This is a genomic window from Ruegeria conchae (assembly GCF_000192475.1).
GTDB lineage: Bacteria > Pseudomonadota > Alphaproteobacteria > Rhodobacterales > Rhodobacteraceae > Ruegeria > Ruegeria conchae.
This window is the reverse complement of record NZ_AEYW01000024.1, coordinates 40,527-63,267: the sequence shown is the minus strand read 5'-3', so window position 1 is coordinate 63,267 and position 22,741 is coordinate 40,527. Positions and strand designations below refer to the sequence as shown.

At 55.4% G+C, this 22,741-nt stretch carries 15 protein-coding genes; 2 read left to right on the top strand and 13 right to left on the bottom strand.

Features of this window, described 5'->3' with window-relative positions:
* Positions 1–163 precede the first annotated feature (163 nt).
* Positions 164–1,003 carry a M15 family metallopeptidase gene (locus G7G_RS0120850; protein ID WP_010443416.1) on the bottom strand — a complete coding sequence of 280 codons (840 nt, stop codon included), beginning with the start codon at positions 1,001–1,003 and terminating at the stop codon, positions 164–166.
* A 166-nt stretch (positions 1,004–1,169) separates the two neighbouring features.
* Here G7G_RS0120850 and G7G_RS0120845 point away from each other — a divergent pair, with 166 nt between their 5' ends.
* The gene (locus tag G7G_RS0120845) at positions 1,170–1,745 is read left to right on the top strand and encodes an OmpA family protein (RefSeq protein ID WP_010443415.1); all 576 of its coding nucleotides are present in this window, start codon (positions 1,170–1,172) and stop codon (positions 1,743–1,745) included.
* Positions 1,746–1,783: 38 nt separating this feature from the next.
* A complete protein-coding gene (locus G7G_RS0120840) occupies positions 1,784–3,985 on the top strand; it encodes a serine/threonine protein kinase (RefSeq protein ID WP_010443414.1) in 2,202 nt (733 codons plus the stop codon).
* 58 nt (positions 3,986–4,043) lie between these two features.
* On the opposite strand, the gene G7G_RS0120835 is transcribed toward G7G_RS0120840, so the two are convergent.
* From G7G_RS0120835 to G7G_RS0120780, 12 genes are all read right to left on the bottom strand, one after another.
* On the bottom strand, positions 4,044–4,766 hold the full coding sequence (locus G7G_RS0120835) for a PP2C family protein-serine/threonine phosphatase (protein WP_010443413.1): 723 nt from the start codon (positions 4,764–4,766) through the stop codon (positions 4,044–4,046).
* The gene (tagF, locus tag G7G_RS23475; protein WP_010443412.1) at positions 4,763–5,449 is read right to left on the bottom strand and encodes a type VI secretion system-associated protein TagF; all 687 of its coding nucleotides are present in this window, start codon (positions 5,447–5,449) and stop codon (positions 4,763–4,765) included. The genes G7G_RS0120835 and tagF overlap by 4 nt, the downstream gene beginning before the upstream one ends.
* Positions 5,449–9,021 carry a type VI secretion system membrane subunit TssM gene (tssM, locus tag G7G_RS0120825; protein ID WP_010443411.1) on the bottom strand — a complete coding sequence of 1,191 codons (3,573 nt, stop codon included), beginning with the start codon at positions 9,019–9,021 and terminating at the stop codon, positions 5,449–5,451. The genes tagF and tssM overlap by 1 nt, the downstream gene beginning before the upstream one ends.
* Positions 9,018–10,439, bottom strand: a complete 1,422-nt coding sequence (gene icmH, locus G7G_RS0120820) for a type IVB secretion system protein IcmH/DotU (protein ID WP_010443410.1) — start codon at positions 10,437–10,439, stop codon at positions 9,018–9,020. The genes tssM and icmH overlap by 4 nt, the downstream gene beginning before the upstream one ends.
* Before the next feature lie 108 nt (positions 10,440–10,547).
* Positions 10,548–11,888 carry a type VI secretion system baseplate subunit TssK gene (gene tssK / locus G7G_RS0120815; protein WP_010443409.1) on the bottom strand — a complete coding sequence of 447 codons (1,341 nt, stop codon included), beginning with the start codon at positions 11,886–11,888 and terminating at the stop codon, positions 10,548–10,550.
* A 37-nt stretch (positions 11,889–11,925) separates the two neighbouring features.
* A complete protein-coding gene (tagH, locus tag G7G_RS0120810; RefSeq protein WP_010443408.1) occupies positions 11,926–13,383 on the bottom strand; it encodes a type VI secretion system-associated FHA domain protein TagH in 1,458 nt (485 codons plus the stop codon).
* Between the two features lie 10 nt (positions 13,384–13,393).
* Positions 13,394–13,702 carry a PAAR domain-containing protein gene (locus G7G_RS0120805; protein WP_010443407.1) on the bottom strand — a complete coding sequence of 103 codons (309 nt, stop codon included), beginning with the start codon at positions 13,700–13,702 and terminating at the stop codon, positions 13,394–13,396.
* A gap of 2 nt (positions 13,703–13,704) precedes the next feature.
* Entirely contained in the window at positions 13,705–14,316 is a 612-nt protein-coding gene (locus G7G_RS0120800) for a DUF6931 family protein (protein WP_010443406.1), read from the bottom strand.
* Between the two features lie 11 nt (positions 14,317–14,327).
* Positions 14,328–16,421, bottom strand: coding sequence for a type VI secretion system Vgr family protein (locus tag G7G_RS0120795; RefSeq protein WP_238528849.1), 2,094 nt, complete (start codon positions 16,419–16,421; stop codon positions 14,328–14,330).
* A gap of 46 nt (positions 16,422–16,467) precedes the next feature.
* Positions 16,468–20,574: a type VI secretion system contractile sheath small subunit gene (tssB, locus tag G7G_RS24930; protein WP_010443404.1), complete on the bottom strand. Its 4,107-nt coding sequence runs from the start codon at positions 20,572–20,574 to the stop codon at positions 16,468–16,470.
* Positions 20,567–21,424, bottom strand: a complete 858-nt coding sequence (locus tag G7G_RS0120785; protein WP_010443403.1) for an ion transporter — start codon at positions 21,422–21,424, stop codon at positions 20,567–20,569. The genes tssB and G7G_RS0120785 overlap by 8 nt, the downstream gene beginning before the upstream one ends.
* 63 nt (positions 21,425–21,487) lie before the next feature.
* Positions 21,488–22,723, bottom strand: coding sequence for a hypothetical protein (locus G7G_RS0120780; protein WP_010443402.1), 1,236 nt, complete (start codon positions 22,721–22,723; stop codon positions 21,488–21,490).
* Positions 22,724–22,741: the final 18 nt, after the last annotated feature.

Here is a 22,741-nt window from a genome sequence, read left to right as displayed (position 1 = left end):
ATTGGTGACCTTTGGTGAAGGCGAGAAACAGTACTCAGAAAAACCCAGCGTATACGCCAAAGCAAGATTGTATTTACCATTTACGAAAACTCGTTGGAATTACTGTTCTGGGTATCACGTTTAGTGGCTTTGAAGTCCGTGTCCAACTTCACATAACGCGCAACTACAGCAGACCTTGTTCCAGCCACTCTTCTATCTTGTCTCGACTGACTTCGAAATGCATGGAATCCTCGCGCCCCCATGCAGCCCCCCAGACCCAGCCTTCCTGGCGGAAAAAATCGGCAAGGATAGTGAGGCCAAGTTGAGTTTTTCCATCGCCCAAAGTGTCCAGCACACCGTCGATGTTAAGATCAACAGCAAGTCCATAAGCATGCGCCGAGGCTGAGGATGTCGCTCCTCGAATTCGGCGGACACACAAAGACCCTGCCGTATTAATACGGGCAAACAAATCAGGATCGGTCCGTCGGATATTGTCGAATACAGTGCGCAGGGAATCGATTGCAGGTTTCAGCATCCGCACACGAACAGGCCCCACTTCTTCAAGGATCAGCAGACTTTCCAGACGCGGATTAGTCATTGACTGGCAACTGTCTGTTAAGTCCTCGCGCGGCAGACCAAACGTCTCTTTCAAGAATGTTGAATTTGCCAGCTGAAGTTGCTGATTCACCTTTTTACGATTGGCAATCAGAACAACCTGAGCATAGGCATCGATGATGTCGTTTGGTGTGGTGCTGTCATAGCCATAATCATCGGAACCGTCGGCACCTTGTTGCAACAAAGGTCCACCGCTTTGCGATCGGGAGATTTCCAGAGATAACTGCTCAATCTGATTGCGCATGTCTTCGACTTGCTGGCTCAGCATTTCAATCTCGATCCGGGCGCCTGAGTCGATTGCGGGCCCCTCAAAATCACTTTCAATAGGGACTATTATAGGGAAGACATACCAGATGATCGGGGCAAGGATTATCGCCACACCAAGGATTATCGCTGGAACGGTGCGCATCTGCTGTGTTTTCCTGTGTCTCACTGCCTTTGTGCATCAACCTAGAAGTCGACGGACAGGATGTCACGTCTTTGCCCGAAATTGTTAATCTCATATGTGACTTTCTTCATTGTCGCTGCTCAGAGGCAGGGGTACTCTTTGTCTCAAATATGGAAGGACATCAGTAATGCCTGCATTTTCATCGATGAAAACTATCGGGGCTTCGGCTTTTGTGGTTGTATGTGCGACACAATTTGCACTGGCGCAGTCAAATGAGCTGACAGCCGACGAAATCACCGACGCATTCAACAAACAAAAAACACGCGGACTCGTGATCGTGCCCTCAAATTCCGGCACCGAAACTACACAAGACACCGCTGAAACCACTGTTGCAGCAGCGCCCGCCGAGTATCAACCCGTCGCAACGGAAGATCAGGTCAACATTCAAGTTCGTTTCGATTTCGCCTCGGCCGCACTGCGGGACGATGAAAAACCGAAATTGGCCTCGCTCTGTCAGGCGATGAAGAACGTCGACGTGAATGTCTTTCAGATTATCGGACACACCGACAGCGCAGGATCTGCGGAATACAATCAAAACCTGTCTCTGTTGCGTGCAAAAGAGGTCAAACGCTTTCTTGTCAGCGATTGCGGCATCTCGGACCAACGCCTGGAAGTGCTCGGCGTCGGTGAAGCACAACCTCTGAATAAGGATAACCCGCGTGCAGATGAAAATCGCCGCGTTGAATTTCAGGCTCTCGGCTGATTTAGTCTCCTCTGATAACAACTAAATTCGAGGGCGGCATGACTGAATCCCGCACAGGCGACCTGTTTCAGCCGGGCGATCTGGTGAACAATACCTATCGGATCGAAGCGATCCTTGGGCGGGGTGGAACATCAGACGTTTACCGGGCACGCTCCGAGATTTCGGGGCGCCTTGCCGCACTGAAGGTATTGAAGGCCGAATTCTCCAGTAACGACGATTATCTTGTCCTTCTGACCCGAGAAGAAGAAATTCGCGACATCCGCCACGACGCGGTTGTGCGGTATTCTGAAAACAACCGCACCGCCGACGGACATGTCTATCTGGTTATGGATTACGTTGACGGACCCGGACTGGACCGGAAGCTGGCCGAGGGTCCGATGTCTGCGCCTGAAATTCTCACTGTGTGCAAACGGGTGTGCGAGGGATTGGAGGCCGCCCATGCCCGCAATATCGTCCATCGCGATCTGAGCCCGGATAATATCATCCTACGTGACGGCGATCCTGCACAGGCGGTGATTATCGATTTCGGTATTGCCAAGGATACCAATCCTGGCGCGGAGACCATCGTGGGTGGTGAATTTGCCGGTAAATATGCCTATGCAGCGCCCGAGCAGTTGTCGGGTAAAACCGATCAACGCACAGATATCTACTCTTTGGGCGCGTTGCTACTTGCAAACTTCCGGGGCGAAAAAGCAAACTCAGGGCGCAACCTGCTGGAGGTTGTCGAAAGCAAGAAAGAGCCCCTGGACACAACAAATGTGCCCGAACCACTGAAATTCATTCTCGACAAGATGACCGCCCCGGATCCAAATGACCGATTTCAATCGGCCGGTGATGTACTAAGGGCGCTTGCCTCTGCACGATCAGAACCAGTTGATAGGGCAATCCCTGACACTGATGAAGATGCCACTATAATTGTTCCAAAAAGTAGCGCTCCCGCACCTGCGATGGCCGCGCCTGAATCCACGCCTACTCAGGAAGTGCGGACACCGAAGCCCTCTCAGCCTGCAACCGCAAAAAAGTCGCGGACAGGACTTATGGCCACTTTGGGCGTTGTTATCGTCGGCGGGGCCGGAATTGGCGGCTATCTAAGCGGCACCTTCGATGGTCTGTTGGGCCCGTCATACCCCGTCGTCGCGCCCTACACATTGGTAGCGGACAAACGCGATGGGCAGCCCCCCCGTGCGGTCGGGTTCGTGCCATCGGAAGAAACTCGGGATGCTATGACACGCGAGATTACCGGAGATGGCGGTACGGTCGATTTGACATTAGCATCGGGCGACATTTCAGAAACCTGGGGAAGCGCCGTCAGCGATGTCGTAGATGCGGTGATGGATCTGGAAGAATGGCGTCTGGTCGTGAACGGCAATGACGCCCAGTTGACCGGACAGACCACGAACAAGGCCCTGCACACAGAGTTGGAGCAGCTTTTTTCCGCAGGATTACCTGCTGGGCTGCAGGGAACAGTTGATCTGGAACTTGAACCTCTATTCGTTACAGCAGCAGAGATCAGACCAATTTTGGCAGGCTTGGCCGATTGTGGCACGTTGCAATTGGTTGACCCGCCCACAACCGGATACGGGCTTGAAACCCCGGTTCGGGTGAGCGGCACACTGGCGTCTCAGGACAGCTTAATCGGGCTTGAAACCGCTTTGACGGCGCTTGTTGGCACGCGACCCGTGGATTTGGATCAGATTGCGCTCTTGAATCCTACCCTGTGTCTGATCGAGAACTATCTTCCAACTGCACCGACAAGCGATATTTCGATCGCATTCTATAATGGTGAACAGGGTAACGCGCCAAATCCCAATGGTGATTTTATCGTCGGCCAGAACCCGGTGATCGACGTCAAACTGCCAGATGATGCGCAGGACGGATTTCTGTCTGTTTCAGTTCTTGATGTCTCAGGAAACGTATTCCACCTGCTGCCCAATGTGACGCGCCAGGAAAACGGCATTCCGGCCTTAAGGGAAGGCCAAACAGGACCCATGTCAGTACGCGTTGCTTATTCGATACCAGAGAGCCAGGAAAACGGAGGCATTGCATTCGAGGTTGACGATTCCACCTTGGGCAAAAGCAAAGTCATCGTGTTGCATAGTGACAAACAGTTATTCGACACCCTGCGACCAACAACCGAATCCGCAGCAGGATATGCCGAAGCGCTGCGCGAGCAAGATCGCAACGTCGATACGCAGATCCTGTCGCTGGACAGCCGTATTCTGACTACCCTGGAACAATAACCTGGCCTCGAACTGCAAGCCATTGGTCATTAGCGACGCCTGAAGGCATCATTTGCCTTCAGGGAATGTCGACAACAATCACCGAGATATTATCTGCGCCACCCCCATCCAGAGCGATTTGGATCAACTGATCTGCCACTGTCTCAATCGGCATTTCGGACAGTGCTTTTTCGAGCATCGGAAAAGTAGCATATTTGCTTAATCCGTCCGAGCATATCAGGAACCGGTCCCCCGGTTGAACTTCGCCACGGATCTTGTCCAATTCCAGCTCATCCCCAACTCCCACCGCACGGTTGATGGCGTTGGATTGAGGGTGTTGCTCAGCCTCGTCCCAGCTCATCTGACCGGCTAAAACGAGATCAGCGACCACGGAATGGTCGGTGGTCAGCATCTGAATTTGATTGTTCCGCAACAAATAAATTCGGCTGTCTCCGGCCCACAACCCAACAAAATGGCCATTTGCCAACATCATGCAGGCAACAGTCGTGCCGATGGTTCCGCCACCGCGTGCCTCGGCCTCGGTGCGGATCGCCGCATGGGCCTGCCGAAGCACATCGCGCAATGTGACCATCCGGTCTGATGGTGGCAGACCCGGGGGGATGGCCGCAACCATATCCGCAACAAGCCGACTGGCGTAATCACCCGCCTCGTGACCGCCCATCCCATCCGCAACCAGCCACAAGTTTTCTTCGGGCAGTGCAAGCACCGCATCTTCATTGAGCTTACGCTTGAGGCCAACATGGCTGCGGGCGCTGTACCGAACGCGGTGACTTGAATTCATATTGGCCTTGCCTCGGTCCAGACTGCAGCGTGAAGGTTGAACAAACCTCGCATGTTTGCCCCTTCCGGTAAACCTTCGCAGACCATCATTCGAGGCACACCACCGATTTCAGTGCTCCAAATTGTTGGCATCCGAAAACGATCAGATACTAATCCCGAAGCAAGATCGGGCAGCAGGCCGTCGGATACTTCTCCGCGCGTCAGTACCAAGGTGTTGCCTTGTGCACGAACCGGGGCTGTTGGCTCCTGCACTGGAACGATCAGAGCCTCAAGCTCCTTAGCCAACTTGTCACGGGTCATGTCGTCCTCGAGCGCAGCCAATGCGAGATCTTCGAGCTGACCGTAAATCTCCGCAGCCCGAAAATGAGATAGAATAGCAGAACCCTCGTTCGAAATCGCTGCAACCAATGTCAGGGGAAAGCGTCGCCCTACTCTGTCCACGGAAGGCATAAGAACGCCCAGCATTTTCTGCGGACCTGCCAAGCCTGGGGCAAGGCAGAAGCGCCAGATAGGGGCCGACATGTAATGCGAATCCCAAGCAGGCCCCAGCGACTCGGACGCGGCAAGCATGCTGTGCTGTATCCAGGTGTCCCAGGGCTGGACAAACTCGGGTGCTACCCCGAGTCGAAAGAAATCTCCGACCGAGGGCATCTTCCCGAATGCGCCAAATCCAGCCTTCGGCATCAGAAAGACTTGGGGCAGCTGAATTTCTGCAGCGCCGGCAAGGCAAAGGGGTTGATGACCGATCCTGATTGCAGCTGGAAAATCGCGATGCGACCGCCAACGTTGAAGATTACCTTCTTGCGGTCTGACACGTTTGTGCGCCGCACCTCGGCTGCGTCAAGTAAGCGGAACCAGGCCCACGGTCCGTCCTTGGACAAGACGCTTTCAATGTTGCGTTTTTCCGGTTCAAAGCTAACGCGCGCCAGCCCAACCTGACCCGGCCAGGCAATGGCCATCGGTGACGGTAGCCCGCCACGATGACGGAACTCCAGCGTCTGACCGTCAATCTCCAGCTTCACGCCCTTGGCCTTGGGGTCCAGCGCTTCGGGCATGATCTGAAACTGTATTCGCGGCTGGGGGCCAGCTGCAAAAAACGCTTCTCGGATCTCGGCTGCATTCTGAAACTGGGTCAGTACTGCCTGACTGATCCCCAGATCGGCCTCATTTACACTGGTTTTCCAAGACCACGGCCGGGTACGCATATCCACATGCTTCGCGAGGTTTTCGTTGAAGAACGTATCAATCAAACCTTGCGGGCCAAACAGCTTGCTGAAATCACCCATGGCAACATCCGCGCCCGATCTGCGGTTGAACGGATAACGATCGGTCACGACCTGTTCGCAGAAGGGCAGTACATTAGCCTGCCAGCGCGCATTAATAGATGCGCGCGTGCTGTCCGACGTGATTCCCGATGAGCCATCGATGATCTGCAATGCCCAGCGTTCCATCGGGCCAGGAATACGCGCCGCTTCCTGCTGGAACTGCTGCAACGCCTGACCGGATTCCGCGCCAGTGACACCACTGAAGGACATCTTGTTCAGTTCTTGATACACACCGGTCAGCGATCCCATCAGAAGATCAAGCTGCGAGGGTTGTCCCTGTTGCTGTTCCACCAACTGATGCAACCAAGAGAACCTATCTTCGACATATTGGCCCGGTTCTTGCACCGGCTCTGATGAAGTTGCACCGCTGGACTTGGCCAGCGCTTCCAGCAGGATTTGTGTCTGGACGGAGGTTGCGGATTGCACTTCCAGGCTGGCGGCATTTGACAACCCTTCGTTCAACGCATCCGTATTGGGCAAGGCTGAACGGCTTTCTGTCAGTTTCGTCTCGTCAGAAATCGAATTTAGGATGTTCACGATAGGCGACGTCGGGCCTGACAGTACGTTGGTCACCTCAACTGCATGGCTCAGGCTTTCCATAGGAACGATGTCAATATCGCCCAGCATGGCGTCATAGCGCGCGATGTAGTCGTTGTAGTACAGGTCCAGAACATCTCGGCTAAGCGCCGCGAGGGCCAGTTCGGTTTGCTCGGCTTCTCCGCGAGGACCTAGAACCCAGCTTTCCTTTTGTACCCGTTTGGCCACTCCGACCGCTTCGCCCAAAAATACGTCGTTGAAGCCTTTGTAGGTGAAAATCCCCTCGATCCCGTCATTTAACGGCTTCCCAGATGACCGGACCAGCACGCGACCAACGGCAGGGCCGCCAACTTCGGTAATGCGCCACTCCGGCAAGGCCGTTGCAGTTGGGCTGGATATGATCCCATTATACACCCGCTGCGCCAAGGGCAGCTCCGATAGAATACCTTGGATCTGTTCCACCATCGGCCCATTCAAGGCAACTGCCTGCATCGGCTGACTCAGCAAAGCTTCAAGGTGATCATTCAGGTCAGCGCGAAATTCCTCACGAGAAGGGCCAGGGAACGAAACCGTCCAATCGATATTCATCCATTCATTGACGAGGTTCGGGTTCATCGGACCCTGCAAGCCCAACATCAGGTAAACCTTGAGCGCTTCATATAGAACATCGGGATTGTTGATATTCGCACTCATCTGCTCTTCCAGACGCAGCAGCAAGCGCGGTAGGAACCGTTGGTTCAATGCGGCGCGATAGGTCTGCGCCGCCTGCGTACCAATCACGTCACCCTGATACAGACCATATGTTAGGCGCGTTTCCGGGTCCGGATCTGACAGTGTCGGATTCGCAGGCAGATCGCGCAACGTATTCAAAGCCTGCACGACAGGTACAAGATCGGTATCTCCCACCGGACTGGGTGGAAGCGTTGCTGCAGCGGCCTGATAGGCGGATACACCTTCCTGCGCCTCGGCAATCAGCTCGGAATTTCCCGAGAAGCTGCGCACAAGCAAAGCGCCGACCGTAACGGCCGCCATAACTGTCGCGGCGACCGAAACCCATTTGGTAATCCTGTACCGGCGTTCAACCTTATCATCTGCACTGACCAGACCTGCTTCACGGAAAATCACCTGATCAAACAATCTGGTCAGGAAATACGAGCGCCCTGAACCCTGCCCCGTACCAATGGCCTGGCGCCCAATCCCGAAGGTCCGGGCCATGCCCAGCATCAGCCGGTCAATCGGCGTCCCTTCCTGCGTTCCAGACGTGAAATACACACCGCGCAGCATATGACGATGTTGATAACGGCTGTCCTGGAAAACCTCGGTTAGAAATTCATGCGCAACCTTCCGGAAGGATGCCACCTGCATCGGGAAACCGGCAACCAGAGCGCGGCGCTGTGGGTCGGTTTCGGTCTGCATCCGTTCCAGCGATTGGGCGTTCAGGCGGCCCAGCAGCAAGGCGAACTCTTCATCGAAGGCAACAACAGGAGATTGCTCGGATCGAGACTTGTCCAATGGCAGCGTGAAACCCCACACCTGTTCACGATCTTCCTTGCCCAGATTATCGTAGAATTCGGCGAACCCGGCAATCAGATCAGCTTTGGTAAACAGGATATAGACCGGAAAGCGTACACCCAACTTCTCGCGCAGCTCCTCAAGCCGACGGCGCACGGCTTTCGCGTGCTCTTTCTGAGTTATTTCATCCTGCAGAGACAGATCCGAAAGCGAAATCGCGATCATCGCGCCATTGATTGGCTGGCGTTTACGGTATTTCTTGAGCAACCCTAGAAACCCGATCCAGGCCGCATTGTCGACTTCAGCGTCACTTTCTTGCGTTGTGTACCGCCCCGCAGTGTCGATAAGAACAGCATTTTCAGTGAACCACCAATCGCAATTACGCGTTCCGCCGACGCCACCAATCGCTGTTTTTCCCATTTCATCGGCCAGTGGAAAGTTCAGGCCAGAATTCACGATTGCCGTGGTCTTGCCTGCGCCTGGCGGGCCAATCATCACATACCACGGCAATTCGTTTAGATGGCGTCGTCCGTTCTTGGACTTACGCAGCGCCGCCATTGCCGTTTTCAACTTGCCACGCAGCTCGGAAATCTCGCTGTCGATCATATCGCCGCCATCACTGACGGCTTCGGTGATTTCTTCAGTCAGGTTCTTTTCGCGTCTGCTGCGGACAAAGAATACCGTCAGCGCGATAGCCAAAAAGATTGCAAATATGACGCCACACCAGATCAGGCGCGCCGCCACACCATCCAACGGGCGCCATTCATCCGATCCGATCAAAGGCCCGAAGAAATACAAGCTCAGCGACAGAGCAGTCGCGGTAAAGAACAGAACCGTGTAGATGGATAGGAAAACAAACTTCAGAAATCTGAGGACAATCATGGGGTTTCCTCCTGAACCAACAGGACTTCTATCCGGCGGTTGGTCGCGCGACCTTCTCGAGTCGAATTGTCGGCGATTGGTTCACTGTCGGCCCGACCTTCAGCGCTAAGCCGTTTGGGATCGGATAAATCGGCGGCCATCTGGTTCATGACAGATTTGGCCCGAGCCAGTGAAAGGGCCAGATTGGACGGAAACCGAGAGGACCGGATCGGCACGTTGTCCGAATGCCCAGCCACGATCACCGAACCGGGTTCGTCGTTCAGCGCTACCGCAACCCGGCGCACCGGCTCGCGGAATTTATCCTGCAGATGATCCGAACCCGAGCCAAACATGCCCGAGCCTTTGATGCGAATGACCAGCGTATTGCCCTTCTCAAATACCTCGACCAATCCTTCGTCGATCTCGGGCTTCAGGAATTCCACGACCTTTTCCACCTGTGCCTGTGGTGGAGGCGGTGGAGGTGGAGGTGCACGACGCTGCAATTCGGTCACAGGACCCGCATCAATTACCGACATCTGTCCTACAAGATTTTCAGTTTTGTTAGACAGCGCGTAGGACAGGCCACCAAACTCGATCATCAGCAAAAGGGCCGTCACGCCAAGCGCGATCCAAACCGGTTTCCACATGCTGAGCGCTCGATATGGCTTGTCTTCGCCTTCCCAATGCGGAGCTAGGTCGCGTTCAACCGGGCCGCGCTGAGCCCGGATGATCCGCGCAAGACCTTGCCTAATCTGCAAATGCTTGTCCGGACCTCCCTGTTCCACCCGCAGGCGGCCTTCAAAGCCCAGTGACAGGCACATGTAGACGAACTCTAGCAATTCGATGTTGTTCGCAGGCTCTTGTTCCAGCCGCGCCAGAAGATCATAGAACCGATCGCCACCAACCGTCTCGCGGTGGAAGGTCCCGACCAGAGACTGCGTGGCCCAGCTGGATTGCCCGCCCCAAGGTGTATTCAACACCACATCGTCCAATGTGGCGCAGAGCGCATAGCGTGCGATCTTTACTGACTGGGCTGGGATACCCGCCTGCAATGCCGCGTTCTCGAAACTGCGCACTTCAGCTACCACGCTTTGGCGAAGCTTGTCGGGGTCCATGTGTTGCGCGCGGTTGCGAATTCGACTGATGAGCGAAAACAAAGGCGAGGCACAGGCATTCAGGCGGTTCATGCCGGTGGTTGCCACCTGCCCTGTTCCACCCTGTGACATGCGCGGTTGCGAAGCCTGCGCAGGTGGCACGCCAATTTCTGCCCCGCCCGCCGCTGGCTGCTGAGGTGGAGTCTCCATCGGGTAACCTGCCGGTTGCTGAGACGCGGCAGGCTGCTGCTGCGTGCCGCCGGGCTGACGCCGTCCACCCGGGTTAGGTCGGATCACCGTCTTGTCTGTGTCGTCCGGTTCGGCAAAAGGATCGTTGTCGGACATCGTTTTCCTGCTTCCTCAAGGCCCCCGCATCTTACTGTGACCCACGCGGGCAGCCCCATCAAATTGTTTTTTGGCAACCTCTCTAGGCCTCGTCTTTCAAACGAACGCCTACTGATTGCGGATCGCCCAAAGCTCCATCTGCAGACCTGGGTACTGTCCTGACACGTGCACCGCGATCCCACCGGAGGTAGTCATTTTGCTCCAATACGGGCTGGCGGCGTCCAGTTCGAAGTACACCACTCCCGAATGATACGGAATTTGACGCGGAGCAACAGGGAGCGGGCGCAGCGTGATTCCCGGTAAGGCCGAGTTCACCAACTGACGGATTTCCTCGACTGGCCCGGTCTTGGCCTGGCCTGCAAAATGCCTCCGTACATCCTCGGCTGGGATATCGGCATTGACGGCCAGAACGAACCCCGCATTTCCGATCAACTTGCGGTCGGCTATTACGCCTACGCTTATGCCGTATTTCCGTGGCTCCAGCGGGATCGAGATCGCCGTCTGCTCCAAAACCGAGCTCAGGTACTGGCGCAGAACGCGGATCACTGGCGCAAAAGACTCGGTCAGATTGTCATGCTGATAAGCTGGAAACTGCACGGCTTCCTTTTCGGCACTCATAAATGTCGCAAGCTCTCCAGCCAGCGCGGCACAGACGCGATAAACATGTTCGGGATGCACGTTTTCGATATTTGCGAAATGGCGAACAAGAGGCAAGTTTCGGTTTATCACCATCAACAACAAGAAATCCGATATCTCGGCAGCACCCTTGGCAGGACCGCCTTCAGACAATCTTCCGGCCAAGGCCTGCATCCTGTGTGACAGCATACCTTCAAGTTCGTTCATGAAGCCCGCCAGTGCCGGAGCCGCGCGAACATCCATAACCGAGGGGATAAAGCCACGGTCCATTATGATTTCTTTGTCCGGACGCACTTCAATGATCCGGGCAATCGGAATGGCAAGCTTGTCGGCCAAATCGTCAACAGCCAGTGCAAACTGCAGGCGCAGCTTGCCAACACCAAGGGTCACCGGCTTCTTTTGCTGGCTCATCACATCCGTGATTTCCTGCTCTGCCGGGCGCAGACGGCTAACCGACTGTTCAGCCCCGCTCAGGTCTACTTCGGACGCGCCTTGCCGCCTTTGCGGAACCGTCAAATATACCACGCAATCCTTGATCGACTCGGGCACTTCCAGCGCCGGTGGATGATCTTCGGCCTGCGGGACGCGAAACACCTGCCCATCCGATGTCAGACCCGCGCAAGACTTGAGCGCGATCTGACCGACCTTGAGTACTTCGTCATCAATCTCAAGCGCACTCATACCCCAGGCATAGGGCGTCATTCTACGCGCCAGCCCGGCCACCAGAGCCTCAGTATATCTGTCGGCCTGCTGGAAATGATGGGGCTGCAGAAACAACCCTTCGGTCCATAGCACCTTGCTGTCCCAGGACAATGGCTGCCCTCCCTTGTTATCGCGCCCAAGCTGGACGTTACTTCAGCTTCTCCAGCTGTTCCTTATAGGCACGTGCGAACTCGCGGCTGAATAGATCGTGGAAATCATTCTCTGCCTGATCCGAAATCTCCGCGTACATCTTCTCATAGACTTCCCAATATTGAGTCTTCTTACCCTTGAAAAGTGACCCAAGTTTGCCAGACCCTTCAATTTTTCCGGCCAAAACTTCGGGATCAAGACGAGACAGCACGCCTTTCAATGCCGCCTCCATGCCTGTCACCATGGCGATCTCATGCGCCTTAATGTCATTCAGCGCCTCCTCGGTCGCTTCTTCCGAAGCCAGATAGCCTTTGACACGAGGTTTCACGAGCGCTTCGATTGCCTGCTCCGGGCTGATCGAAAACTTTAACGGGTTATTCCCACCTGCGCTGATCATCGTCTGATCGATCCGGAATTCAGACTTGATCGAGGTGCGCGTCATCAGGATCTCGCGCAGACCAACAATCATCGTTCGCAGCACACGGCCCAACCGGCCCATCGTTGCGGGCAGATCAGCATCGTCAATGCGCAGATCATCCACCTCAAGCGCCTCAAGCAAAGCGCGTGCCGCCGCCTGATCCCCAGTCGCGACAGGCATAGCGGCCTGTACGTCCACTTTTGCTTGCTCCGGCGCAGGTTCGGAAGATGCAGCTTCGGGTTTGGAGATCGGTGGTGGTGCAGCAGCCTGCCCACCCGGTGTCGGTTTAGTTGGCGGCGGAGCCGGGTTTTGTGGTGCTCCCCCGAAAGGGTCTGTGGGTGACGCGCCTTGTGGCGAAAGCAGGTCATCATCCCAATCATCCGGGATCAGATTTGCGCCACTGCTTGGAGCCGAAAACGCATCCGAGGCTGACGGATTGTGCATCGGATCGCTGGCCCCCATTTCCTGATGCGCATCTTTTGGTTTCGCAAAAAATGGGTCGTCATCATCCAAAGGCGGCAACAGCTCATCCATCGGGTCAGGCGTCGAAATTTGGCCCGGCCCTTTCGGCGCGTCACCCCCCAACAATTCATCAAGGAAATCCCCGCCCGGCCCCGAATCGTCCAGCAGAGCCAACGGGTCAGGCGCATTTTGCGACTGCCCCGGCGAGACTCGATCCTGTTGCATCGGCTGAGGAATCATCTCTTCGAACGACGGCAGGTCGGCGCCGATTTCGACCACCATTTCATACCCACCTGCCGTCAGCACATCGCCATTGTTCAGCGGTGTGGGCGTCCGGCCCAGGGCAATCTTAGAGTAGTTGAGAAAAGTGCCGTTGGTCGACAAGTCCACAATCACGACGTTGCCATTGTGATCTTCGATGACAAAATGGTTCTTGCTGAGCGTTCGCTCAGGGTCGGGGAGGACAAGGTCATTGGCCGGTCCACGCCCCACGGTCAAAGAACCCCCCTGCATCGACACCGGGCGCCCGTCGCCCGGCACTATGCCGGTGGATTGAAATTTTAGTGTGACCGTCATTCGTTTGTCTTCATCCTCCAACCAGAACGGTGGGGCAGCAAGGCGGCAGGATCGGACCACCGCAGGCGCAAGTATCCATCACCCGCGCCGCCGGAAGCTTGCCAATCAACACCGTCGCCGATCCTTTCAATATAGGATGCGGAAATGCAGGTGTCGCCAAATCTGTCACACGTGCCGCTGGCAGTTTTGAAACCAGAACGGTTGGACAACAAGGTGGCATGATCGGCATCGGTACCGGCGCAGGAGGAGGAGGCGCTGGCGGCGGTGCCGGCAGCGTGCATGCGTGCAGATCAGTTACACGGGCCTGTGGAAATCCCATGTTTATTCCTCCGTCTCTGAACCGGCACCGTCGCGGTCCAGACTACCATTCCCACCCCGAGCAATATCGACGCCGCGATCAATCAGCAACTGTAGGTAGGCATCAAAATCGCCTTCGTGATTGTCCATCGCAACAACATTCATTGCAAAGGCCACGATTTCCGCCGCCCCGAGCGGGGCTGGCATAGTCGCTAAATCGCCGGTTCCCAGCGTACCATCTGAATAGAGCACGCCAATGGCACAATTCACGGTTTCGTCATCCGGGTCGGCCAGATCAATGGTTTCCCCCGCTTTTTGCCGGTTTTCGGGCGTTGGGCGAAACACCCATTCCTCGGATGCAGCTAAAGCGCGGGTATTGTTGTCCGGCGCTTTGCCGATGTAATCGCGCGCGGCCAGGCAAGACCACCACACGCGCTCCCGTGGCGGCAGCGCAACACCCAACAGACGCAGTACATCAATGTAAGCTTCCTTTTTATCCAATTCAGCCAGAACAACATCCACTGCAGCGCTGGCCGGGGCATCAAGTTCAACACTGAGCCGCGCGTTGGCGTCGGCCAACATGCGGGCGGCGGGTACCTGCGGGACCTTGACCATATCTGCAAATCGTTCACTCATCGGTCAGCCCCCTAGTTGATCATTGTCAGGCCGCCCTTGAGGGTCAGCATGGCATCGCCGTTCACAGTCGTCATCGGGCTCTTTGCATCCAGTTTGGCATTCGCCTGAACCTTGATCATCGTACTCTTGATTGTAATGCTTGTCGGATCCAGCTTGATCGATGACCCGCCCACTTTCAGTTCAATCGACTGCATTGCGGTGACGGTAATCTTGCCCGATTTGGCATCGACCTGAATATTGCCGGTGTTCACCGTGGTTGTCTTGTTCCCGGTCTTGATCGTTTCGGTGTTGTTGCCGGTCACGGTGCGGGTGGACTTGCCCTCGACCGTTTCGGTTTGGTCGGTCTTGATTTCGACCGTCTGGCTGCCGGTTTCAATCTTGAAAGTATGGTCGCCCTCTTTGATCGTTTCATCCACGTTCTTCTTGACCACCTGGCTCAGACAGCCGTCGCCGCCGTTGCCGCCTTTGTCCAGCTTGTCATAACCAACGGTAATGGTGGACATGTTCTTGACCAGCTTTTCATGATCCTTCTGCGCCTGAAAACGCACCAGTTCTTCGCCCTTTTTGTCCTCGAACATCAGCTCGTTGAACATCTCGGCGCTGCCACCTTTCGAGGACCGCGTCTTGATCCCGGTCTGCGTCTGATTGGCAGGCAGCGCATAGGGCGGCATGGTGTCCGCGTTGTACAGCATGCCGGTACAGATCGGCCGGTCCGGATCGCCCTCTTCGAACTGGATCACCACCTCCTGACCAATGCGGGGAATGCTGACCATCCCCCAGTTCTTGCCGGACCACGGCGTGACGACACGCACCCAGCAAGTCGTGTTCTCGTCTTTCTTGCCTTCGCGATCCCAGTGGAACTGCACTTTGATGCGCCCGTGCTTGTCGGTCCAGATTTCCTCGCCGCTTTTGCCAGTCACAATGGCGGTATGCAGCCCCGAAATCTCGGGCCATGGCGCGGTCAGGGGCGAGCGGTATTTGACTGATTTCGGCTGCGCCTCGAACTCGACCATGAACATCTCGCCGCCATCATCGGGGAATTCCAGCGCGCCGGTATCAAGGTCTTGTGAGTTCTTCTCGAACCCGTAACCCTCGGTCGTCTGCAGGTAATAGGTAGCCCCGGTGATCAGGAAATCATCGTTCTGGGCCTTTTCGGGATGTTCCTTCAACGTGAAGGTTTTGCCCACCTCCATCGCCCGGACTGAGGCGCGGCCCCGGCGGCGGTCGAACCGGGCATCTTCGGCCTCCATGCGCACCTGAGCACGGGTCGTGCCGAGCTTGGTTTCCTTATAATAATGTCCGGGTGCATCGTACAGCTCATAGCTTTTGTAGTTATGCGTAGCCTTGGTCTTTGTGTTCGCCCGCACATCCAGCTTGGCGTTCGGCGTGTTGAAATCGAAATCCCGCAGCGACACGACGCCCGGTACGACCTCTTGCGAGCTAGCCCATTCTGACACGCAATCCGGCAGGCGCTGTTTATAGTCATCGCCTGGACGATATTCGACCGTCGATATGCCTTCGATGGGCTTGTGCGCGGAAACATCGTCGCACAGCACGAGCGTTTCCAGCTTACGCTCGGCATTCGCGTAGTCGAAATAATAATAGATGCCCTCTTCCTGCATCAGACGCGAGATGAAATCGAAGTCGGTTTCCCGGTACTGCACGCAGTATTCCCGCTGCTGATAACTGGCGCTCAGACTCTTTTTGAAGTCCGAGAACGCGTACTCGCCGAAGATTTTTTCGATGATCTGCACGGCGGTCATGTTCTGGAAAATGCGGCTGTCGGTGGTCTGATCCAGCATCCAGAACCAGGGTCGCAATTCTGCCAGCAATTGTACAAAGCCATCCCGCAGTGCCAGCCGTTCAACGCGAACAATCGTGCCGGTGAACTTGCGCTCGGCCCCCTTGGCGGCGGCCATGTGGATGGTCATGATCTTGCCCAGCAGCTTGTCCAGCGCGATGGACTTGTCCGGCGACAGAACCTCGACCTGAATGTCCGTTAGCTCGCCCAGCTTTTCCGTCACAATCGCCCGCCGGATGACTAGCTCGTCTTCGCCATAGCTGTATGAGCCGGTGATCCGAAGGGGCCACTCTTTACTTTGCATACCTTGCGCCATTTACCGTTCCTTCCAAATCTCGTTCGACACGCCGTTACAGATCGGCCAGCAAAGCCGCCAGTTCCGGGTCCATTTCATCTTCATCCCCGTCATCCCCCGCATCATCATCAAATGCCGAGAGAAAATCATCCAGACCGCCAGCGTCATCGTCCTCAATATCCAGGTCGAAGCCATCGTCATCCAGATCCGATGTGTCGTCATCGCCGAGGTCAAGATCTGGATCGGAATCATCGTCCAGACCCAGATCATCCATATCAAACTCATCGTCCGAGACCGCCTCTTCCGCCTCGGGCTCATCCGGCACATCCGGTGATGGCGCCGGAGCCGGGACGCCTGACCACGGCCCTAGCAACTCCTGACCAGCAACCGAGTTGAACGATCCCAGCCTGATCTCATCCCGCCCTTTGACAGACAGTAGGGGCATATAACCGCGCTGAACCGAATGTTCGTGCTTGTCCAAACTGATATTGCGCTCGGTGCAGGGCAGAGCCACCTGATCGCCATAGCGGTCGTTTACGAAATGATAAGGCATTCCACCAAGGCTCATGACTGAACCCAAATTCATCGCTTTGCCATTCTGCTTGAAAGACCGTGCAAGTAAGATCGTCACTAGCACCGCTGGATTGGCCCAGAGCATTCCGCGCAATCCTTCAGCCTCGGTGAATTCCTCGAATTCAAACTCATAAATTGGTTCGGACTTGGCCCCGTATGGCCGACGCAGCAGAAAGCGTGGCGAAGCAAGCCCGACATGCCCGGCTTCAGGCATCATGCGGAACGTGTCCCAAGCCTTGACCACCAATGGGTGGCGGTCGTCTTTCTTGATGTCCAGATAGGCGGGTGTAATAGCGCTGATAAAGGGTGCATCCACATGTGCAGCAACCCGGCCCACGCGCCCGAGAAGTTCTGCATGAGGCGGTGTCTCCTCGAAAGTATAAAGACCGATCAGCGCGGAATATCCTCCACGTCCGTTCTCTTCATCTAGCGGCTCTTCGGTCAACAATCGCACAAGCCCGGTTTGGGCCAAATCCTCTTCGGCTGCCAGATCGGCGGCGATTTCTTCAGCGGATACATCGTAGAGGATCACATCCAGCGTATCGTCATCTTCGACGCTGCGGGCGATCAAATCCAGACTGCGCCATTGCGCCTCGACCGACTGAAATTCGGGATGATGCAGAACCAGCCGCATCGCCGTACTCAGCGCGTCATCTACCGCAGTCTGCATAGCTGCGACGTCGGGACTGGGTAGTTTGTGGATATGCGGCCCAACCACGCGCTTCAACAGATCGTCCACCGGAGAGGGTTGCGCCAATTCACCGCCGGTATCACCGATCAGCTTCTGAAAATCGCTCAGTTTCAGATCAGCTCGTACGGTGTTGCCACCCGAAGACTTGCGCGGTGGAATTACAGCCTGGCCAAATTCCTCTCCCCATGCGGTCAGCTGTTTTGCCGCGTGATCCGCCGTTGCTCCGGCACTCAACTGGCGTTTCAGACCCGCCAGACCCTCAAAAAGCTCAACATTTTCGAACAGCTCGTCGGGATGCAAGTCGTCGAGTTCATTCAGTTTCACCTCAATCCCTGCGCCATCCTTTCCGATAGGCAGCACAAGGGTGGTGGCGAAGCCGGCGATCACATCCTCAACCGTATCCGGATCCAGCAGGATCGGTTTGCGCGCGGCCAAGGCGTCCCCCGTCTCGATCTGGCCCCTCGCAGAACGGCCCGAGAAATCGCCAAAAACTGCTATACGAAAACGGCTACGCTTCAAGCGTTCAGGATCGGGCCTGTCGGCGCTCATCCGACCAAAAGCGAGCATCGGTTCCCCATCCGGTTTGGCCCCTTCTGAAGCGACCTCGTTATCGGTGCCCTCGGATTCGTCATCGGACATAGTCTCTTCTTCATCCGAGTCATCCAGCAAACTGTCCAAATCAAGATCGTCCAGATCAGTCTCGGTACTTTCGGATCCTGATGCGTCATCCGACGAGTCTTCATCGTCGAACAGGTCGTCCAAATCCAAATCGTCGAGGTCCGCCTCGGATGTATCCGCCGCGTCATCATCCTCAGACGCGTCGCTGCTTAGCAGATCGTCCAGATCGAGGTCATCCAGCTCATCAGGCACAGGATCTTCTTCATCCGTGTCGTCCAGCAGACTGTCTAAATCCAAATCGTCCTGATCAGTCTCGGTACCTTCAGCTTCTTCCGCTTCGCCGGTCGCGTCGTCATCGCCAAGCAGGCTGTCCAAATCCAAGTCGTCGAGGTCCGCCTCAGAAGTATTCGAAGCGTCTTCTCCTTCGGTCGCGTCGCTGTCTAGTAGATCGTCCAGATCGAGGTTGTCGTCTTCACCTTCTGATACGGGACTGTCATCGTCTGACGAGTCATCTTCGAAAAGTTCATCCAGGTCCAAATCGTCTCCGTCTGCTTCCTCCGCAGTAGCCTCATAACCCTCGTCATCCAAGGCAAGGTCTCCGAGCAGATCGTCCAGCTCAACCTCATCCGAGGTCTCTTCCTCGGTCGCGCTGTCTGACAAATCGCCTAGTAAAGCATCCAAATCGTCAACGTCGTCCGCACTTTCCTCGGGCACGTTCTCTGCCAGATCGCCGAGAACATCATCTAAATCTTCTGCGTCATCCGCGCTATCGAGGTCCGGAATTGCTGCAAGGATATCATCCGATTCATCATCCTGATCCATGTCCTCTGGTGCCATGTCGGCAATATCGCCCAAAAGATCATCGATGCTGCTGTCTTCAGTGTCCTCCTCGGGCGCATCGTCGGCAAGGTCGGATAGTATGTCATCACTCTCGTCGTCGTCATCGGCCTCTTCAACGACCGGTAGCGAGGCCAACGCGTCTGCTGAGGAGGTATCCTCCAGCGCTTCGTCATCCGGTGCCAAATCCGCGAGGTCGCTCAGCAGGCCATCTACAGTGCTGTCATCCAGGGCATCATCTGGCGCAGCATCAGCGAGATCGGACAGGATGTCACTGCTGTCGTCGATGTCCTCGGCTTCGGCAACATCAGGCAGCGACGCCAGAGCATCGCTGTCTAAACTATCCTCGGCGGTGTCCTCAACCGGCGACATTTCGGCAAGTTCACCAAGCAGATCATCAACACTACTGTCTTCAGACTCGACCTCCGGCTCTGCTTCGGCAAGGTCGGACAGGATTTCGGAATAATCGGTTTCGGTTGTTTCTTCTGTCTCTGGGAGGGACGATAGCGCCTCTTCTAGGGAATTGTCCTCGGCAACAGCATCTGTGGCCTGATCTGCGAGGTCGGACAAAATGCCTGTTGCCTCATCTTGCGCCTCGTCCTCTGCCACGTCTGGAACTGAAAACAAGACGTTTTCGACCGAAGTATCTTCTACGGCCTCTTCGGGGGCTGCACCGGCCAGATCAGACAGCACGCCAGCGGTCATGTCGGTTTCGTCGTCGCTTGCAATCGCTTCCGGTAATGAAGCCAAAGCGTCGTCCAGGGACGTATCCTCAGGCGGGTCTTCGGGAGCGTTGACAGATAGGTTCGATAAGACGTCTGACGTCTCATCCGGTTGTTCGACGACCTCGGTTTGGGGCAGCGTCGCCAATGCCTCGGCCACCGAGTGATCGTCGGGGGCGTCTTCGGGGGCCAACTCCCGCAATGCATCCAGTGTCGACGCTGGGTCAGGATCTTCTACCGGGCCGCTTGCCAGCGTCGCCAACAGTGCAGGATCGGCCAAAATCTTTTCGATCAACGCCTCGGCTCCGGCCTTGCCGTCCATATAGGCCATAAGCGTGGCTAGCTGAGTGCGCGCGTCCAGTAGTTTCTGCAGGGGTTCAATCTTGGCCGCGATCTGAGCCGGGTTGAAATCACCCATCTTCTCAAATGTCAGGTCCACCGACAGATTGCCATCACCGGTCAGAGTATTGGGCACCGAAAACGCAACACGAGGAGCCATCGCCTTCATGCGTTCATCGAAATTGTCGACGTCGATCTCGAGAAATTTGCGGTCAGAAATCGAGACGGCTTCGGCCTTAGACTTCCCGGACAGATCACTCAGAACTCCCATCACGAACGGTAGCTGAACCTTTTTCTCGGCCCCGTACAATTCGACATCGTATTCGATCTGAACCCGCGGCGCCCTGTTGCGTGCAATGAATTTCTGAGAACTGTCAGTCATCGCCCTGCCCTTTCAACTCCGCAACTTCGCGACGCAACGCTTTCACTTCGACCAGCAGTTCCTTAACGCGATCATCAACTATGTCCGTTTCGCTGCGTACCAGTTCACGAAGATGCGAAAACTCTTCGACCGACTCGTCTTCGACCGCTGACTGCATCGTATTGACCAGTAGACCAATGAACAGGTTCAACACTGAGAACGCAGTTATGACTATAAATGGGACAAAGAATAACCACGCAGTTGGATGTGTTTCCATCACGGGACGCACGATGCCCATCGACCAGCTTTCCAGCGTCATGATCTGGAACAGCGAATACAAAGACCGGCCCAGCGTGCCGAACCATTCGGGAAAATCGGGGCCATACATCAGCGTAGCCATGACAGCAAAGACATAGAACACGATCGAGATCATGATGATCACTGCGCCCATGCCCGGCAACGCATCAAGCAACGCCTGTACCACAGCGCGCATTTGCGGAATGACTGACAAAAGGCGCATGGCGCGAATGACCCGCAGCCCTCGCAAGGCCGAAAGGCCATCGCGATTGGGCAACAGGCCCAGTGTTACGACCACAAGATCAAAGATGTTCCATGCATTTCTGAAGAAACTCAGCCGGTAAGCATAAAATTTCAGCAGCAACTCGGCTACGAAAACACCTAGGACGATGCTGTCAAACGTGGTCAAGAGATGGCCAACACTGGCCTGTATAGACGCCGAAGTCGACAATCCCAGCGTGATCGCATTGAAAATGATCACGCCAAGAATGGTGTTGGTCACAGCCTTGCGTTCAACAAATGCACGCACGGTGTCGCGGAGCGTTTCGCTCTTCTCGATACCGGTATCCAACATTGCCTCCTGTCGTCTAGCATCTGTTGGGCGCACAAGTGGCGCGCCCAACGTGTCAGGGTTCGATCAACCTACAGCGTCGCTGATGTTGTCGATCATACCTTTCACGGTCTTGATGTTGGTGAACATGTTCTTGGCTTCCGTTGCGATGGTTTTCTTATCCAACGCCTTGATCTTGTCGATGATCGCGGTGTCGTCCACTTTCAGACCATTGCCTTCCATCAACGCGTTCATATCATTTAGGAAATTCTCGCGATCTTCCAGCTTCTTTGAAAGTTCACTGGCCGAGCGTTTGACGTTCATACATTCAGCGCCCAACTTGATCCCCTCTTTGAGGGTCTTGGAGCCTCTGGCCGCCTTCATCAATTTGTCTGCCGAAGCGCCCAGATCATCCACTTTATGACGAGTCTTCGTCGTATGCTCGCGGTATTTCTCGCGTGCTTTCTTTGCGTCCTCCGCCTTGCCTTTCACCGCTTTCGCTGCAAAATCCAGCATGTTCTTGGCGATGGTCTTGGGGTCTTTGCCCTTTGTAACTTCCTCACCCATCGCAATAGCTTTGGCGGTGAATTTCTTAATCGCCTCCAACGGCTTTTTCGGCGAAATACCGGATGTGTCCGTGATACCCTGTCGCTCGGCCGCCTGCATGATGACAGATTCACGCAACTTCATGTAATTCTGGATTGCCTTATACAGGTCCTTGCGCAGCTTTTCCTCACCCTTGAGCTGTTGCTGAAGCTCCTTGCCCAGAGAATACACTTGCTTGGCAATGGTCTTGTAGGCCATCGCATCTGCGCCCGAAGATGCCACCAACCTCGCGACTGCGCCACTGATCTTGATGACGCCCATGGTTACTTTCACCGTGGTTTTTATGCGCGCCTCTTTCAGCAGCTTGTCTTTGTTCGCTTCGTCTTTCAGCTTCTTTTCGATCGCCACCTTGGCCGCACCTTCGGCGGAGGCCATGGCATTCTTGATCGACTGATTGACGCCCTGGATCAGCTTTTCCGCCTCGTCCTGAGACTTTTTCCCAGGCGTCTTCATCAACTCCCCGACTTTTTTGTCGAGCCGGACAGCCTCTTGAGTGATCGTCTTTTCGTAATCCTCCAGCACCTTCATGCCGGCATCTTCCAGACGTTTCAGCGCGGTTGAGGGTACCGGTGCGGGCTTTTTCAGCTTACCCGATTTCGTGATCTCGAATTCAACATCAACACGGTATTTCGGGATTTCGATGTACTCAAGCTTTGGCTTCGACCGGATCAGATCGACGACGTAAAACTTATGCTTGGTAACTGTTGTCTTTGCCATCTTGGGACTCCTCCACTG